We start from the raw sequence: 15686 nt of genomic DNA, 5'->3' as shown, positions 1-15686 counted from the left end.
TTTGGTCGATGCCGCTCCGACCGGCGACGGAGGCGCGGACTCGGCTTCAGGCGGGAGGCGCGGCCATCCTCGGGCTGCCAGTGTCGAAGGGTCGTCCCCCCTTCGGAAGGGCCCATCGTGCGCGTGACCACCGCCCCGCTGCAGCCGGAACTGGACAGGATCGTAGCGGCCGGAGCGGGCGCGGTGATCGCGGAGCTCCGCTGGGACGGCCGCACCACCAGGCTCGCCTCGGGCGTGATCGAGCTCGGCCGTCCGCGCCGCGCCCCCGTCAACGGCCGCTTCCGCATCGGCGGCGTCACCGAGGCCTTCACCGCCACGGTCGTGCTGCAACTCGTGGCCGAGGGCCGGCTTGGGCTGGACGACCCGCTCGGCGCCCACCTGGGGAACGCGGTGCCGGACATCACCGTCCGGCACCTGCTCGGCCACACCGGCGGCCTGCCCGAGAACACCGTCGCCGAGCACACCGGCCCCGGGCGCCCCCGGCGGGCGCGCGAGCTCGTCGACCTGGCCGTCCTGTCCGCCCCCGGCACCCGGTACGCCCATTCCGCCACCGGCTACCTCCTGCTCGGCATGGTGATCGAGGAGGTGACCGGCCGGCCGTACACCAGAGAGATCACCGACCGGATCATCAAGCCGCTGAAACTGACGGCCACCCGCACCCCCACCTCCTCGACCGCGATCAACGGCCCGCACGCCCGCGGCTACCTCATGACCGGCGGCAGGATCCGCGACGTGACCCGCCTCGACCCCACCGCGGCCGGCGCCGCGGGCGGCATGATGTCCTCCGCCGCCGACCTCAACACCTTCTTCCACGCCCTGCTCACCGGCGGCCTGCTGCCGCCCGCCGAACTCGCGCTGATGAAGACCCCGGGCATCGGCGGCGCCCACGGCCTCGGCCTGGAGATCGCCGGCTCCCCCTGCGGCACCGCCTACGGTCACCGCGGCGCCATCCTCGGCTACACCACCCTGTCCTTCCACAGCTCCGACGGCGCCCGCCAGCTCAGCCTCAGCATGACGCCGTACGACGACGCCGCGCACGCGGCACTCCAGGCGGCGCTCACGACGGGGTTCTGGAGCTAGTCAGCTCGCAGCGCCCGTCCACGCAGTTACGGCGCAGCCGTCCCCTGGAGATCGTCTGCATCAGCCCGATGGCCCAGCACGTGGGGCACCCACGCAGCGCCAGCAGGCCGAGCGGCGCCAGGAGCAGGCTGACCGGACCGGTCACCGGGAGCAGCGCGACCGCGGCGGCCAGCGCGCCGAAGCCGATCACGCCCCTCACCAGGTGCCGGGGCAGCGACCCGCTGGCGAAGTCCCGTCCGTCAGCCATGGTCGCCCCCCACCGAGCTCAGCAGCGTGGCGCGGACCGTGGTGCGGGCGCGGTGCAGCCGGGACTTCATGGCCGGGGTGCTGAGGCCGAGCGCGGCGGCCACCGCCCGCCCGCTGTGGCCCTGGACGTCGCGCATGATCAGCACGCTGCGCTGGTCGGCGGGCAGCTCGGCGATCGCCTCCGCCACGATCCCGGCCTCCAGGCGCAGCAGCACCTCCTCCTCGGCCGACCGCTGGGCGCCGTCGAGGATCGGGAGGTGGTGACCGGTCAGCGTCCGCGCCCGGCGCAGGCACTCGTTGCGGACGATGCGGAACATCCACGACGCCAGCGCCGCCGAGGCCCGCAGCACCCCGATCTTGCGGTACAGGATGATCAGCGCCTCCTGCGCCGCGTCCTCGGCGTCCTCCGGGGTGGTGCACAACGCGTGGGCGAACCGCCGTACGTGCGACTGCGAGCGTGACACCAGCGCGGCGATGGAGTCGACGTCGCCCCGCTGCGCGGCCGTGATGAGACGCTCGTCGGGCCAGGTCGTGTCAGCCACGGCCACGGCTCCTGCGGCGCAGCACGACGACCGTACACGTGCAGACGAGCACGGCGGCCACGGCGATGATGGCGATGGTCATGGTGGGCAACCTCCGGGTCAGGTCCCGGCGGGATCGCCGGGACACACATAAGAGGCAGGAACACCATAAAAGGATTCAGGCACTGACAGGAGATGTCAGTGACGCGCTCCTAGCTTCTGCCCATGAACAACTTCGACTTCTTCGAGGGCACCTGGACCTCGCACCAGCGCAAGCTGACCAAGCGGCTGGCGGGCAGCGACGACTGGGAGGAGTTCCCCGGGTACACGCGCGCCACGCGGCACCTGTCCGGCGCGGCCAGCTGCGACGAGGTCACCTTCCCCACCAAGGGGACCTCGGGGCTGACCCTGCGCCTGCACGACCCCGCCACCGACCTCTGGTCGATCTACTGGGTCAGCGGCGCCGACCCCGTGCTCGGGCTGCCGCCCGTGGTGGGACGCTTCGACGGCGACCGGGGCGCGTTCTTCTGCGACGACGAGCACGAGGGCACGCCGGTGCGCTGCCGCTTCCTCTGGATCAGGATCGACGCCGACCACTGCCGGTGGGAGCAGGCCTTCTCCGTGGACGGCGAGCGTACCTGGGAGACCAACTGGATCGCCGAGTTCACCCGGGCCGAAACGCCTTGAGCGCGGCCTCGACCAGCGCGTCGGCGTACCCGGGCGTGAGCGGGCCCGAGCGCTGCAGCCACCGCTGGAACAGTGGCGCGTAGAGCACTTCGAGCACCAGGTCGAGGTCGGCGTCGGCGGCGAGCTGCCCGGCCCGCTGCGCGCTGCGCAGCCGGGCCTTCTTGGCCTCGTCCACGGGCCGGGCGAGCTTGTCCCGGTACTGCTCGGCCAGCCCGGCGTCGTTGATCACCTCGGCGGTCAGCGCCCGGATCGGCTTCTCGAAGTCCGGGTCGGCGAACTCGGCGACGGTCGCGCGCATCACCCGCTTCAGGTCCGCCTCCAGATCGCCGGTGTCGGGCAGAGCCATGTCCTGTCCTTCGGCGTCCTCGCTGAGCGCCAGGATCGAATCGAAGATCACGGCGCCCTTCGACGGCCACCACCGGTAGATCGTCTGCTTGCCGACGCCCGCCCGCGCGGCGATGGCCTCGATGGCGACCTTCTCGTAGCCCACCTCGGAGATCAGGGCGCGGGTGGCTGCGAGGATCGCCTGGCGCGAGTGCTCGCTGCGGCGGGAGCTGTCGGGTGTCTTGGGCATGAACCCAACGGTAGCGATGCCGGGGACGGTCAGAGGCCGCGCCGCAGCGCCGCCTCCTCCACCCGCTCCTGGGTACGGCGCCGCCGCTCCAGCCGCCCGGTGACCGGCACCACGCCGCCCAGGCCGGTGTGGCGGGGGTCAGGTGTCACCCTTTTACCTGGGTTGTGAGGTAGATGGGGCCGGAAAAGCGAATCGAAAGCGGGCTCCCCTACCGTCGGGGACATCCATCCCGGAGGAGGATCGCCGCCTTGCTGGCAGGGCGGTGCGCTGGGCCGTCGTGCCGTCGCGTGGCACGCCCGCCCGCTCCGGCCGCCCCGCCACCCGCAGTGGCGGGGCGGCCCGGTCTCAGGCCAGGTGCGTCACGTCGTTGAACGACAGCACCTCCATCCGCCCGTCCACCACGTGCCAGGTGGAGACCGACGCGTTGCGGATCGGGGCGTAGCGGTGCACGGAGGGCAGTTCGGCGTCGGGCTTGCCGGCCAGGACGTGGCGCAGCAGCAGCACGACCGCGTCGTGGGCCACGATCAGGACCCTCCGGCCGCGGGCGGTCGCGCGCAGGTCGCCGACGAAGGCGCGCAGCCGTACCACGACGTCGCCGAAGGACTCGCCGCCCGGCGGCCGGAAGGCGTACTCGCCCTCGGACAGAAAGCGGGCGGCCTCCTCGGGGAAGCGCTCGGCGACGGCCGCGCGGTTGAACGGGGCCAGGGCGCCCATCTCACGGTCGCGCAGGCGCTTGTCCACGGTGAGCGGCAGCGTCGTCTCGACGCCCCACGCCCGTTGCGCGTGCGCCCAGGTGTCGCGCGCCCGCAGGTACGGCGAGCACCACACCACCTCCGGCGCCTCCGCCTCGGGCAACGCCGCCAGCACGTGCCCCACCGCGGCCGCCTGCCGCCTGCCGAGATCGGTCAGGGTGACCTCCTGGTCGCCGCGCTCGTAGACGAGGGGACGCTCGCGCGCCCGTTCATAGGCGAGGTTGGCCTCGCTCTGGCCGTGTCGCACCGCGATGATCCGCACCGGTCCGCTCATGCCGCCATGGTGCCAGAAGACCCTTCTTCTCATTACGGTCGAGACCGTTAATATGTGCCATGGAGGCCTCCCCTGCGAGCACTCATCGCAGCCCTCCTACTCCTCCTCACCTTCGCCACTCCGGTCCAGGCCGCATCAGCGCCACCCACCGGCTGCGGGTTCCAGCCCCTCCGCACGCTTCCCCTCACCGGCACCACCGCGGCCGCGTCTGCACCGTCACATCGAGTGCCTCCGGCCCCGCCGTACTGGCGGTCAGGGACGCCCCCGACGCGCGGCTCAAGATGGACCCGGTCCCCGCACGACCCGCCCGAGGCAGGCGCGGGGCCGGGGTCGCCCGAGAGCCGGGTGGGTCAGGGGCGGAGGCGGTAGAGGGTGGGGCCTTCGGCGAAGTAGAGGTCGCCCGAGCGGTGGACCGCCAGCTGGTGGACCGCCCCCGAGCGCAGCACGGTGTGGCGGCCGGTCAACGGGTTCAGGCGGAACACCGACCGACCGGCGTGCGCGCCGTACAACTGAAGGTCGCGGCGGTTGAAGGCCAGCTGACCGCTCGCGCTCTCGCTCGACGACAGCACCACGCGCTTGACGACCTTGCGGGCCCAGGTGTTCACCGCGAACACCTCCCCACCGGCGATCCCCCACAACCGTCCGGCGGCGTCGAAGGCGAGGGCCGGGATGGCGGGCTTGCCCGGGGCGGGGACGATCTCCCACAGGAGCCGGTCCTCGCGCACCGACCAGGCGAACAGTTTGGCCTCCGGCTGTGTCGGCGGGGTGGCGGACTGGCCGCTGTAAATCGAGGTGCCGCCGTAGACGACGCCGTCGCGGTAGGCGAGCGCGACGATCGACTGGTCCTTGACGACGTCGCGCCGCGAGGACTTCAGCCGCCCCGCCTCCGGGTCCCAGACGGACAGGACGCCGCCCAGGTGACCGAGGTCGGGCATGGTGCCGACGGCGAGGTAGCGGCCGGCCGAGACCATGGCGCGGGGGCGGATCTGCCGGTCGGCGGCGCCGTCGAACAGGCGGGCGGGGTTCGGGGCCGGGCCGGGCTGCGGGCTGGGCGAGTACTCGGTGCTGTTCCACGGCAGGCTCGGGTCGTAGGAGTAGACGCGGGCCTCGGGGTAGGCGCCGATGTACAGCTTGCCCCGGTGCGTGGTCATGTCCTCGCTCTGCGAGAACGTGTGGAACTCCTCGGCCTTGCCGGACCTGGGGTCGATGCCGGCGAAGCCGCCGTTGAGGAAGCCGCCGGCGTACATGCGGCCGTCGGGGCCCTCGGACAGCGCCGTGACGTCGATCGGCTCGCCCTTGATGCCGCTCTGGACGAACGCCTTGGCGCCGGTCTGCGGGTTGTAGCGGAACATCAGGCCGCGCCAGAGCAGGCCGACGAGGCTCTTGCCCGGGTAGTCGGGCAGGCCGAGTTCGGCCCATCCGATGCCGCGGGTGTTGGCCACGCGGCCGGTGACCGGCAGGCCGGTGGGGGTGGTGGCCTTGGTCTTGGGGTCGTAGCGGACGAGCTCGCCGCCCTTTACAAAGTAGACCCGCCCCTCGGCGTCCGGTGGCGAGACGTCCAGGCCGTGGGCGGCGTCCAGCCGGTCGGACCACGTGCCCGCGGCGATGTCCCACACGTGCAGGGGGCCCGGACTGGCGCTGCCCAGCCGTACGTAGAGATATCCGGCGGCGGTGTTGACGTCGTAGGCCCACTTGCCGGTGGTGTCCTCGGGGGCGGGCAGTTCCTTGATCGCGCCGCTGGCCGCGTCCACCTCGAAGATCTTGGCGGGCGCCTCGGTACCGGCGTAGATCTTGCCGCCGGCGTAGGAGACGCTGCGGACGTAGGCGTGGCCCGCGGACAGGCGGCCGTAGTCGCGTACGCCGGTGGCGGGGTCGTAGGCGAAGAGCCTGCCGCCCGGCGAGGTGCCGCCGTAGACGGTCGCGCCCTCGCCCGCGGCCAGGGTCCAGACGAACGTCTCGCCCTGGAGCGGGTTGCCGAGATCCTGGACGCCGCCCTGGGCCGTCCAGCGGAAGAGCTTGCTGCCGCCGTGCGTGCCGGCGTACACGCTGCCGTCGGGTGTGGCTTCCACGGCCCACGCGCCGCCGGAGCCGGGCAGGTCGAACCGGGACGTCTGCGCCCCGGTCGCCGGGTCCACGGCGTTGAGATGGGCGGGGACGCCGGAGGAGGCGCTCCAGATCACCGTCCCGCCCTCCGGCCCGGGGGCTACGGCGCCGCCGAGCAGCAGCACGTCCTGGAGCGGGACGCCGAGGTTCTCCGGAGCGGGGGCGGGGGCCGGGGTGAGCGCGGTGACCGCGACCAGGACGGCCGCGAGCGCTCCCTTCCATAAGATCATGCGCGCAGCACCTTCGTGAGGGCCTCGACGAGGTGCGAGGCATGGGCGGGATCGTCCATGAGCATCGACTGGCGCATCCAGACCACCTCGCGCGTGGCGGCCTCGGTGGCGGGACACGGCTCAGGGCGCGCCCCCGCCTCGGTGAGCGCGGCCATCGTGCCCAGCGGCGGGTAGCCGCCGTCGAGCGGCACCCCTTCCGCCGCCATCGCCTCCAGGAAGAAGGCCCGGTCGAACGGCACGCGCACGCGCAGCATCAGCAGGTGACGCGAGTCGAGCGTGGTACCCGGCGGCTGCGGCACCACGCTCACCGGCAGCCCGGTCGCGGCCAGCCCCCGCTCCACCTCGGCGGCGAACACGTTGCGCCGGGCGATCTCCGGCTCCAGCCGGTCCAGCCAGGGCAGCAGCAGCGCCGCCTGGATCTCGGTCAGGCGCAGGTTCCAGCCGACGTTCGGGTGGCCGTACCACTGACCGCCGAGCTTGCGCCCGAGATTGCAGACCGACCAGATCGCCTCATGATCCGCCTCCTCGCGGCAGACGATCAGCCCGCCCTCCCCCGCCGTCATCGCCTTGCTGGCCTGGAAGCTGTAGACGCCGGCGTCACCCAGCCCGCCGACCGGCCGGCCCTTGTAGCTCGCGCCGTGCGCCTGCGCCGCGTCCTCGACGACCTTCAGCCCATGTCGTACGGCTACCGCGTTGATGTCGTCCATGTCGGCCGGACTGCCGGCCAGGTGCACCGGCATGACCGCGGCCGTGCGCCCGGTGACGGCGGCCTCGACCGCGGCGGCCGTCAGGTGCAGGTCCACCGGGTCCACGTCCACGATCACCGGGACGGCCCCCGCCAGCAGCACCGACGTGGCCGAGGCGACGAACGTGTACGCGGGCACGATGACCTCGTCGCCCGGCCCGACGCCCAGGCCGCGCAGCGCGGCGAACAGGCCCAGGGTGGCGTTGCCGACGGCGACGCCGTACCGGACGCCGGAGAGGCCGGCGAACGCGGCGGTCAGGTCCGCGCAGGCGGAGCCGCCCTGGGTGGCTCCCCACAGTCCGCTGTCGAGCACGTCGGTGACGAGCTTGCGCTGCGCGTCGTCGAGCGGTGGCGGCCAGGCGGGCCACGGGGTGGTGCGGACGGGGGTGCCGCCGTGGATGGCGAGGGTCATGCGAGGCGTCCTTTCAGCACGCGCGCGAGGTTGCCGCCCTGGATGAGGGCACGGTCGGCGTCGCTGACCGGGGCCAGGGCGACGCGGCCGAAGCCGACCCGCAGGTCGAGGAAGCAGGAGTCGGAGCCGTAGACGACGCGGTCCGCGCCGGCCAGGGCGGCCAGCTTGGCGATCCAGCGGCCGGTCATCTTGGAGCCGCAGATCTCCAGGTAGAGGTTCGGGTGGCCGTGGATGAGCTCGGCGGCGCGGGCGAAGCCGTACGGCCACAGGCCCGCGTGACCGAGCAGCAGCGGCACGTGCGGATGGCGCCGCGCGACGGTCGCGAACTGGGCCGGATCGCTCCACGGCGAGTCGGTCTGCCCGTGCGCGAGCACGGGCAGACCCAGCTCCCAGACGGGGTCGTAGCGGCGGTCGTCGAGGCGGCACTGGTGCACGTCCGGATGGATCTTGACGCCCCAGACGCCTTCGGTGGTGAGGCTGTTGCGCTGGTGCGGGTTGTAGACCTGCCAGACGCCGATGCGGCCCGGATAGCGCCCGGCCGCCTCGAACGCCAGCCGGTTGCCCTCCTCGGCGGACGGCCCGACGCCGAGCAGGTGGCTGATGCCGATCGCGTCGATGCCGAGGCGGTCCATCAGCTCGACCATGCCTTCGGCGGTCTTGTCCGGGATGAGGAAGTCGGGCCAGGGGCCGAGGTGGCCGTGCGCGTCGAGGATCACAGCAGGCCGCCTCCCGTCGCGATCAGCTCGACGTCCTTTTCCGGCAGGTCGAGGTGGTCGAGCAGGAAGCGCGGGCCGCAGTCGTCGAGGACGGGGGCGCCGGTGCCGAAGACCAGGCGCTCGGGGCCGTACAGTCCGGCCAGCCACTCGACGCCGCGCTGGGTGTTGACGGTGCCGATCTCCAGCCACAGGTTGGGGATCTCGGCCATGAGCTCGCCGATGGTACGCAGGTGGCGGTAGCCCGGGGTGAGCAGCAGGATGCGTTGTTCCGGCAGTCGCGTGGCGAGGGCGAGGAGCTGGCCGGGCGAGGTCTCCTCGAACTCGACGGCCACCGTGGTCTCCATCCTGCGCAGCCATCGGAGTGTGGTGGGGCCGGTGAGCTCGAAGCGATGCCTGGACGGGCACAGGCGGACCATCGGCACGCTCCAGTCCGGGATGGGCTCGAAGGACTCGGGCACCAGGACGGGGACCGGCTGGAGGGCCGGGTCCTTCAGTTCCATGAGCGCTTCGTTGCCCGCTCTGGCGTCGGAGTAGAGGCTAAGGGTGTGGGTCACGTGGGCGCGCTGGATGCCCAGCCGGGACATGTCGGGGCGCGGGTCCTCCGGCAGGTCGTCGAACGGCACGGGGCCGATCAGGCGGTGCGCGTCTGTGACGGATTTCGGCACAGACCGAAACTAGCCGCGCCCCACAACCTCGGTCAAGACCACCCCACCCCCGCCCCTCTACCGGTCCCGTGCACTCGGGCGCTGGGGGAACGGCAGAGCGGACGAACCCCTGGAAGAGAGGCCAAGCCGAGCGTGCCCCCTCAGGGCCTCCGGCATGAGCCCTGGGGGGAGCGCGGCCAGGGCAGGTGCGGCCACGCGGCGGGGTGGGTGAGCCCGGGGGGTGGGGCTGGTCAGAGGGTGGAAGGCGTCAGGGGGTGGGTGGAGTCAGGGGCGGGCAGGTGGGGGTGAGGTCGAGGCGGGCCAGGATGCGGCCGACGAGAGCCCAGGCCTTCCAGGAGCCGGGTTCGAAGTGGAGTTGCGGGTTGGTGTACCAGTCGTCACCCAGCCCCGCCGCCACCGGCTTGGCCTCGGATCCCAGCAGGTAGGCGTTCCCACCGCCGAAGAAGGCCGAGGTGAACACACGCCCCCGGTGCACGGTCAGCTCGCCGTACCCGGAAAGGGCGCCCTGGTGTTTGACGGTGCGGGTGGCGAGGTCGAGGGCGATCCAGGCGCCGGAGTTGCGCTTGTAGACCCCGTAGATCAGGCCACGGTGCACCTTGATGTCCTGGAAAGTGCGGAAATTGGCGACAGGTTCGACCTGCCACACGATCTGGCGCCTTTTCAGGTCGAAGGCGGCGATGGAGGCCGAGGTCCGGGTCGGTGGGGTGCCGCCGCCGCCCAGCACGTCGCCGCCCAGGTACACGATGCCGCGTACAGCGTCCAGGGACAGGCTCATGAGGCTCTGGTCAGGCATGATCCCGGCATAGACGTCCTTGGCGCCCGTGTCCGGATCCACGATCGACAGCGCGCCGTTCAGTCTGGCGCCGAGCGGGGCCGAGGCGACCAGGAGCTTGTCGCGGACCGGGTCGTACTCGATGTCCCACGGCCGCGCCTGGTCATGCCCCAGGTAGCCGAGGCTGCGCAGCCTGTCGGTGCGGATGTCGATCTCGAGGATCTGGCCGCTGGGGTAGATGGCCGCGTAGATCTTGTTCCCGCGCCGCACCATGTCCTTGGGCTCGCCCGGGACCCGGAACCGGCGCTGCTTGCCCGTACGCAGGTCGCGCACCTCCATGGAGAAGTGGCCGCCGATGTACACAGCCCGGTTCGGCACGAGCAGCATGCTCTGGACGCGCTCGGCCCCCGCGGGCAGCCCCGCGTCGATCAGGTCGGCGAACTCCGACTTCCCGGTACGCAGGTCCAGCCACCACATCCCGCCGCTGCCCGAGAAGCCGGCCAGCGTGTCCGCTCCGGTCAGGACCAGGCGGCGGGTCTCGTCATCTTGAGACGGCGGGTCGGCCACCCGGGTGGTGGCGGCGTCGCCGGTGCGGTAGCGGTGCACGGCGCCGTCGGGCCGGGAGGTGCCGTAGACGGTGCCGTCCGGGGCGGAGACGAGCGCGTCGAGCGGGGCCGAGGCGGCCGTACGCGGGTCGGAGCCGTCCTTGCGCACGTCGATCAGCGTCGAGCCGCTGACCGCGAGCACCCGGTCGCCGTGCTCGGCCACGACGCCGATGCCGGTCGTGCCCTGGGCGAGCTGCCTGACGGTGCCGTCCTGGCGGTCGATGGCCATGAGCCTGCCCTTGTCGAGCAGGCCCGCGTAGACGTGGGTGGCATCGGCGGCCAGCGCCCTGACGTATCGCTCCCCGGCGGCCAGGACCCCGAAGTTCCTGACGGCGGCCGTGGCCGGGTCGTACTCCCAGACGCGGCCGTCGGGGTAGGTCCCGGCGTACAGCTTGCCGTCGGGCGCGGCGGCCAGGCTCCACACGTAGCCGCCGTTCTTCCCGAAGGAGTGCAGGTGCTTCACCTCACCGGTGGCCAGGTCGAAGCTATACAGATCGGGCACGGGATACGTCCCGACGTACACCTTTCCGCCGGAGATCGCGGTGGCCCATCCGCCTTCCGGCTCGCCGGTCGCGGGGCCGTCAGGGAGCGTGACGCTTCTGACCACCTTGCGGGTGCTCAGGTTGATCTCGGCGAGCACCGGCGGTTTCTGGCCGCGCGTCACGACATAGGCGTGATCGTCGTGTACGGCGGCGCCGACGATCGCCCCGGTCACCGAAGCGGGCCCGAACGTCTCGACCCGTGTCCCGTCACAGCTCCCGGGCTCGGGGCCGGGCGGCGCGGCGTGGGCGGGAAGGGGGGCGGCGAGGGCGAGGGCCAGCACGGCCGCCGCGATCGCGGGGAATGCGCGCATGGGAGGCTTTCTGCGAGTGGGGGGTGAGCAGATGCACCTATTGCTCAATTTTGGCCCAGACCGTAATGTTCTGAGCGCAAATAGTCAATGGAGGCGGTTGTGACGGCGTTCGACGCGGGCGAGCTGATCGGCGAACTCACGGTAACCCTCGACGTGGACGTGCTGGTCGGAGCGTACGCCGACCGCGACGGACCGCCCGGCGACCCCGCGTCGGTCCTGGGCACGCTCGGCGCGCACGGCATCAAGGCCGGGGCGGTGGCGTCGCTGCGGGCCGCGCTGTTCGACATGCGCACCGGCAACGACGAGGTGCTGGCGACCGGGACCACCCGCGACGACGTGGTCCCCGTCGGCACCGTCGACCTGCGCGACCCCCTCGGCGCGGTGCGCGAGATCGAGCGCCTCGTGCCGAAGGGCGTGCGGGCGATCCGGCTGTTCCCCGACGAGCAGGGGGTGGAGGCCGGGTTCCCGTCGGTGCGGCACGTGGCGCGCAAGGCGGCCGGACTCGGGCTGACCGTGCTCACGGGCGGGGACGTGCGCAGGTTCTGGCAGCCGTTCGCGGGCCTGGGCGCGAACGTGGTCTTCCTGGACACGCACTTCTACCACCTGGGCGACTTCCTGGTCGCCGCCGCCCACGAGCCGGGCTTCCACACCTCGACCCGGCTGCTCAACTCCCCCGACGCGCTGGAGACCGTACCGGCCGATCGGCTTCTGTACGGCTCGCGCACCCCGCACTACGAGCCCGTCGTCCCGCTGCTGCGGCTGGCGACCAGCGGGCTCAAGCCCGAGGAGATCGCCGCGGTGGCCGGCGGCAACGCGAGGAGGCTGCTCGGATGATCATCGATGTGCACGCGCACTGGGGCCCGTGGTTCTTCACCATGGACGTGGCCGCGCTCAACCACACCGTCATGGACCGCTACGGCATCGGCGCCTCGATCGTGTCGGCCACCGAGGCGGTCATCTACGACCCCGCGACCGGCAACCGTGCGCTGGACGGCTGGCTGGCCACGACCGACCGCCACTACGGCTACGTCACGATCAACCCCCGCCGCCTGGACCAGGCGGAGAAGGACCTGCGCGAGTACCTGCCCACCGGCCGGTTCAAGGGCGTCAAGATCCACACCGACTACACCCGCTCCCCCGCGGACTCCCCGCAGACCCGCGAGGCGCTCGCGCTGGTCGCCGCGCACGGCGTGCCCGCGCTGGTCCACACGTGGGGCCCGACCGTCCTCGACCTGGCCGCGACCTGCAGCGACACCCCCGGACTCAAGGTCATCGCGGGACACATGGGCGCCGACGGCCACCGCCACGCCGTCGAGGCCGCGCGCGGCTGCGACCGCCTCTATCTGGAGCCCTGCTACTCCCACGCGCCCGCCCGCCGCATCGCCGAGGTGGCCGCCGCGGTGAACCCCGACCGGCTGCTGTTCGGCACCGACTCCACGCTCATCGACCCGGCCTCCGCGTTCGGCGCGGTCGCCGCCGCGCGGCTCGACCCGGAGACCGCCGAGAAGGTCGCCTGGCGCAACGCCGCGGCCCTGTTCGACCTGCCCGTCTGACCTCGCCTCACCACCGGCGCATTTCCGTTGACCCTAATTACGGTCCAGGCCGTTATATGAAACAAGGAGCAAGCGCATGATCCCCCGCCGACGTTTCCTCCAGGCCGCAGCCGCCTCGACGGCCGCCCTCGCCTTACCCGCCGCACCGGCGTCGGCCGCGGCCGCCCCCGCCGAGGGCACGCTCACCGACCTGGGCCCGGCCAGCGTGGCCAGCCCGCTGGGCAACGGCGAGTTCGTCGGCGAGGTGCTCTACATGGGCTCGCGCGGCCTGTCGCCCAACGTGGTCGGCGCCTGGGACCTCACCCAGGACAAGATCACCGCTCACTACGAGATCCCCACCGGCGTCGGCGTCTGGGCGATGTGCAAGGCCGGCACCGATGTCTACGTCGGCACCCACTCCCGCTCCGACCTGTACAAGATCGACACCCTGACCGGGACCACCACCAAGCTCGCCGAGTACCCCGACCACTTCATCTGGACCATGGCCGCCGCCCCCGACGGCAAGATCTACATGGGCATGTCGGAGCCGGGCCGCGTGGTCGAGTACGACCCGGTCACCAAGACCAGCCGCGACCTGGGCCAGCCCGCGCCCGGCGAGGCGTACGTACGCAGCATCCAGGCCGATGACCAGTACGTCTACGCCGGTGTCGGCGCCAACGCCCACCTCGTCGCCATCGACCGCCGCACCGGCGACAAGCGCGAACTGCTGCCCGCCGAGCTGGCCGACCGCGACTGGGTCTCCAGCATGGCGAGCAGCGGCACGCACCTGGCGGGCGGCCTCAACTCCACGGCCGAGCTGGTCGTGATCGAGAAGGCGAACCCGGCCAACTACAAGATCGTCAAGGCGTCGGCGCCCGGCGAGAAGTACACCGTCGCCGTCCTCATCTTCGACGGCTGGGTCTACTTCGCCGGCCGCCCCTCCGGGACCGTCTACCGCTACGAGCTCGCGAGCGGTAAGTCCGAGGTGCTCGGCGTACCGTTCCCCGAGGCGCAGACGGTCCGCATCCTGGAGCACAAGGGCAAGGTCTACGGCCTGCAGGACAGCGGCGTCTTCGTCTACGACCCCGCCACGGGCACCATGGACTACCTCAGCCACGTGCAGCGGGGCTTCCGCGCCGCGGCCGAGGCGCCGATGTCGGTGCACTCCGACGGCAAAACCGTCTACGTCGGCGGCAAGAGCGGCGCCGACCTGCACGACCTGGCCACCGGCAAGGTCACCCGGCTGCCCATCCCCGGCGAACCGAAGACCATGATCACGGTACGCGGCACCACGTACCTGGGCGTCTACACCCAGGGCGCCCTGTACGCCCACAAGGCCGGGCAACCCGAGGCCAAGCTGCTGTTCCGCACCGGCCACAACCAGGACCGCCCCAAGGACCTGGCCTACGACCGCCTGACCGGCCTGATCGCCATGCCGACCCAGCCGGAGCCCGGCCACCAGAACGGCGCCCTCGACGTCTACGACCCCAGGACCGGAAAGCTCGACACCTACCGCCCGGTCGTGGACCGCCAGACCGTCTTCTCGGTCACCGCCTACCTCGGCACGCTCTACTGCGGCACCAGCACCCAGGAGGGACTCGGCTCGCCCCCGGTCACCCCCACCGCGAAACTGGCCGCCTTCGACCTGCGCACCCGCAAGGTCACGTGGCAGCTCGAACCGCTGCCCGGCATCGCCGCCGTCACCGACCTCGCCCACACCCCGCTGGCGGTCTACGGCATCACCAACACGGGCGTGCTGTTCGAGTACCACCTGCTGAAGCGGAAGATCACCCGCACGCTCAAGGTCAGCGAGCGCGGCGGCGACCTGCTCATCGCCGGTTTCACCGCCTACACCAGCGACGTGAACGCCGTCTACCGCGTCGACCTGCGCGCCTGGACCGTCAAGAAGATCGTCACCGGCCTGGCGAGCGACTGGTTCGGCGGCGGCTCCAAGCTCAACATCGCCCCCGACCACCGGTCCCTGTACGCGATCAAGGGCCGCAACCTGGTCAGCGTGGCGATCTCGCCGTACCGGTGAGGATGTCCTTGACGCTGAGCGGCTCCGACCCCAGGTCGGGGCCGTACAGGTCGTGGGCGTGGGTGGCCGGGATGCGGCCCTCCTCGGCCGCCAGCCACAACATGCGCTGGACGTAGCCCTCCATCGGCTCGGTGAACGTGGCCTCGGCCAGGCGGTCGAGCCGGGCCGAGGCGTCCTCGAAGGCCCGCAGGTCAGAGCCTTGGTAGGCGCGCAGAACGTCGGCGGTGACCCCCACGTGCGCCGCCGCGAGGCCGACCAGGGCGGCTTCCGCCCCCCACAGCAGCGACGGGCCGAACATGCGGTCCTCACCGGTGACGGCCAGGCGGCCCGCCTCACGGGTGATGGCGATCGTGCGCTGGCAGGCCATGGCGTCCGACAGCAGCGCCGCCTTCAGCCCGGCCACGCCCGGCAGCGCCACGAGCGCGCGCAGCACGTCCGGCGGGCAGGGCAGGCTGTAGAGGTCGAAGGCGATCAGGGGCACCCCGGTCGCCTCCCACACGGCCCGGTGTTCCGCCACCCGGTCGCCGGGCGAGGGGAACGGCATGAGCGCCGCGGCCCCCGCCTGCGCCGCCGCTCTGGCCTGCGCGACGACGTCCGTACTCCCGGCACCCCCTACACCGACCACGACGGGCACGCCGAGCGCGACCGCGCGCTCGACGACGGCGGCGCGCACCCCTTCGCTCAGGTACGGCCCGCGCCCCGTGTGGGCCAGCACCGCCAGCCCGCCGGCCCCGTCGGCGACCAGGCCGGCGAGATAGGCGGAGACCAGGTCGAGGTCGACCTCGCCCGCGGTGGTCATGGGGGTGGCCGCGGCGGCGACCAGCGTCCCGCGCAGGCGCTCGCGCAGGTCGGCCGCGCGTGGGTCGATTGCCGTGCTCATG

At 72.3% G+C, this 15686-nt stretch carries 15 protein-coding genes; 5 read left to right on the top strand and 10 right to left on the bottom strand.

The window, feature by feature from the left end; genetic code table 11:
- Positions 1–117 precede the first annotated feature (117 nt).
- Positions 118–1080 carry a serine hydrolase domain-containing protein gene (locus ACIBI5_RS03435; RefSeq protein ID WP_397242711.1) on the top strand — a complete coding sequence of 321 codons (963 nt, stop codon included), beginning with the start codon at positions 118–120 and terminating at the stop codon, positions 1078–1080.
- Here the strand turns inward: ACIBI5_RS03435 and ACIBI5_RS03430 are convergent.
- Both ACIBI5_RS03430 and ACIBI5_RS03425 read right to left on the bottom strand, forming a co-directional pair.
- The gene (locus ACIBI5_RS03430) at positions 1058–1327 is read right to left on the bottom strand and encodes a hypothetical protein (protein ID WP_397242709.1); all 270 of its coding nucleotides are present in this window, start codon (positions 1325–1327) and stop codon (positions 1058–1060) included. The genes ACIBI5_RS03435 and ACIBI5_RS03430 overlap by 23 nt on opposite strands.
- Positions 1320–1868, bottom strand: coding sequence for an RNA polymerase sigma factor (locus ACIBI5_RS03425; protein WP_397242707.1), 549 nt, complete (start codon positions 1866–1868; stop codon positions 1320–1322). The genes ACIBI5_RS03430 and ACIBI5_RS03425 overlap by 8 nt, the downstream gene beginning before the upstream one ends.
- A gap of 204 nt (positions 1869–2072) precedes the next feature.
- Between ACIBI5_RS03425 and ACIBI5_RS03420 the strand changes: the two genes are divergently transcribed.
- Entirely contained in the window at positions 2073–2534 is a 462-nt protein-coding gene (locus ACIBI5_RS03420) for a hypothetical protein (protein ID WP_397242705.1), read from the top strand.
- On the opposite strand, the gene ACIBI5_RS03415 is transcribed toward ACIBI5_RS03420, so the two are convergent.
- The 7 genes from ACIBI5_RS03415 to ACIBI5_RS03385 form a co-directional block, all read right to left on the bottom strand.
- Entirely contained in the window at positions 2512–3108 is a 597-nt protein-coding gene (locus ACIBI5_RS03415) for a TetR/AcrR family transcriptional regulator (protein ID WP_397242703.1), read from the bottom strand. The two genes, ACIBI5_RS03420 and ACIBI5_RS03415, sit on opposite strands and share 23 nt — an antisense overlap.
- A gap of 345 nt (positions 3109–3453) precedes the next feature.
- On the bottom strand, positions 3454–4134 hold the full coding sequence (locus ACIBI5_RS03410; RefSeq protein ID WP_397242701.1) for a histidine phosphatase family protein: 681 nt from the start codon (positions 4132–4134) through the stop codon (positions 3454–3456).
- Positions 4135–4484: 350 nt separating this feature from the next.
- Positions 4485–6467 carry a hypothetical protein gene (locus ACIBI5_RS03405; RefSeq protein ID WP_397242699.1) on the bottom strand — a complete coding sequence of 661 codons (1983 nt, stop codon included), beginning with the start codon at positions 6465–6467 and terminating at the stop codon, positions 4485–4487.
- On the bottom strand, positions 6464–7624 hold the full coding sequence (locus tag ACIBI5_RS03400) for a DegT/DnrJ/EryC1/StrS family aminotransferase (RefSeq protein WP_397242698.1): 1161 nt from the start codon (positions 7622–7624) through the stop codon (positions 6464–6466). Before ACIBI5_RS03400 ends, ACIBI5_RS03405 begins: the two co-directional genes overlap by 4 nt.
- Complete coding sequence (locus ACIBI5_RS03395; protein WP_397242696.1) at positions 7621–8340, bottom strand: amidohydrolase family protein; 720 nt, start codon at positions 8338–8340, stop codon at positions 7621–7623. Before ACIBI5_RS03395 ends, ACIBI5_RS03400 begins: the two co-directional genes overlap by 4 nt.
- Entirely contained in the window at positions 8337–9005 is a 669-nt protein-coding gene (locus tag ACIBI5_RS03390) for an amidohydrolase family protein (RefSeq protein WP_397242694.1), read from the bottom strand. Before ACIBI5_RS03390 ends, ACIBI5_RS03395 begins: the two co-directional genes overlap by 4 nt.
- A 247-nt stretch (positions 9006–9252) precedes the next feature.
- Positions 9253–11235: a PQQ-binding-like beta-propeller repeat protein gene (locus tag ACIBI5_RS03385; protein WP_397242692.1), complete on the bottom strand. Its 1983-nt coding sequence runs from the start codon at positions 11233–11235 to the stop codon at positions 9253–9255.
- A gap of 99 nt (positions 11236–11334) precedes the next feature.
- On the opposite strand from ACIBI5_RS03385, the gene ACIBI5_RS03380 reads away from it, so the two are divergent.
- The 3 genes from ACIBI5_RS03380 (at position 11335) to ACIBI5_RS03370 (ending at position 14805) form a co-directional block, all read left to right on the top strand.
- Positions 11335–12069, top strand: a complete 735-nt coding sequence (locus ACIBI5_RS03380; RefSeq protein ID WP_397242690.1) for an amidohydrolase family protein — start codon at positions 11335–11337, stop codon at positions 12067–12069.
- On the top strand, positions 12066–12788 hold the full coding sequence (locus tag ACIBI5_RS03375; RefSeq protein WP_397242688.1) for an amidohydrolase family protein: 723 nt from the start codon (positions 12066–12068) through the stop codon (positions 12786–12788). The genes ACIBI5_RS03380 and ACIBI5_RS03375 overlap by 4 nt, the downstream gene beginning before the upstream one ends.
- A 76-nt stretch (positions 12789–12864) precedes the next feature.
- Positions 12865–14805 (top strand): hypothetical protein, encoded by a 1941-nt coding sequence (locus ACIBI5_RS03370; RefSeq protein WP_397242686.1) that lies wholly within the window; start codon positions 12865–12867, stop codon positions 14803–14805.
- Here the strand turns inward: ACIBI5_RS03370 and ACIBI5_RS03365 are convergent.
- Positions 14777–15685 carry a dihydrodipicolinate synthase family protein gene (locus tag ACIBI5_RS03365; protein WP_397242684.1) on the bottom strand — a complete coding sequence of 303 codons (909 nt, stop codon included), beginning with the start codon at positions 15683–15685 and terminating at the stop codon, positions 14777–14779. The genes ACIBI5_RS03370 and ACIBI5_RS03365 overlap by 29 nt on opposite strands.
- Position 15686 lies beyond the last annotated feature (1 nt).

The organism is Nonomuraea sp. NPDC050540, from assembly GCF_044457485.1.
In the GTDB taxonomy this organism is placed as follows: domain Bacteria; phylum Actinomycetota; class Actinomycetes; order Streptosporangiales; family Streptosporangiaceae; genus Nonomuraea.
Note: the sequence above shows the minus strand (reverse complement) of the source record. Positions and strands in the feature narration are given on the sequence as shown.

Bases quoted from the DNA above. Each gene is read 5' to 3' on its own strand.
- ACIBI5_RS03365 (WP_397242684.1), bottom strand. From the start codon at position 15,685: ATGAGCACGGCAATCGACCCACGCGCGGCCGACCTGCGCGAGCGCCTG.
- ACIBI5_RS03400 (WP_397242698.1), bottom strand. From the start codon at position 7,624: ATGACCCTCGCCATCCACGGCGGCACCCCCGTCCGCACCACCCCGTGG.
- ACIBI5_RS03430 (WP_397242709.1), bottom strand. From the start codon at position 1,327: ATGGCTGACGGACGGGACTTCGCCAGCGGGTCGCTGCCCCGGCACCTG.
- ACIBI5_RS03410 (WP_397242701.1), bottom strand. From the start codon at position 4,134: ATGAGCGGACCGGTGCGGATCATCGCGGTGCGACACGGCCAGAGCGAG.
- ACIBI5_RS03370 (WP_397242686.1), top strand. From the start codon at position 12,865: ATGATCCCCCGCCGACGTTTCCTCCAGGCCGCAGCCGCCTCGACGGCC.
- ACIBI5_RS03420 (WP_397242705.1), top strand. From the start codon at position 2,073: ATGAACAACTTCGACTTCTTCGAGGGCACCTGGACCTCGCACCAGCGC.
- ACIBI5_RS03415 (WP_397242703.1), bottom strand. From the start codon at position 3,108: ATGCCCAAGACACCCGACAGCTCCCGCCGCAGCGAGCACTCGCGCCAG.
- ACIBI5_RS03375 (WP_397242688.1), top strand. From the start codon at position 12,066: ATGATCATCGATGTGCACGCGCACTGGGGCCCGTGGTTCTTCACCATG.
- ACIBI5_RS03405 (WP_397242699.1), bottom strand. From the start codon at position 6,467: ATGATCTTATGGAAGGGAGCGCTCGCGGCCGTCCTGGTCGCGGTCACC.
- ACIBI5_RS03385 (WP_397242692.1), bottom strand. From the start codon at position 11,235: ATGCGCGCATTCCCCGCGATCGCGGCGGCCGTGCTGGCCCTCGCCCTC.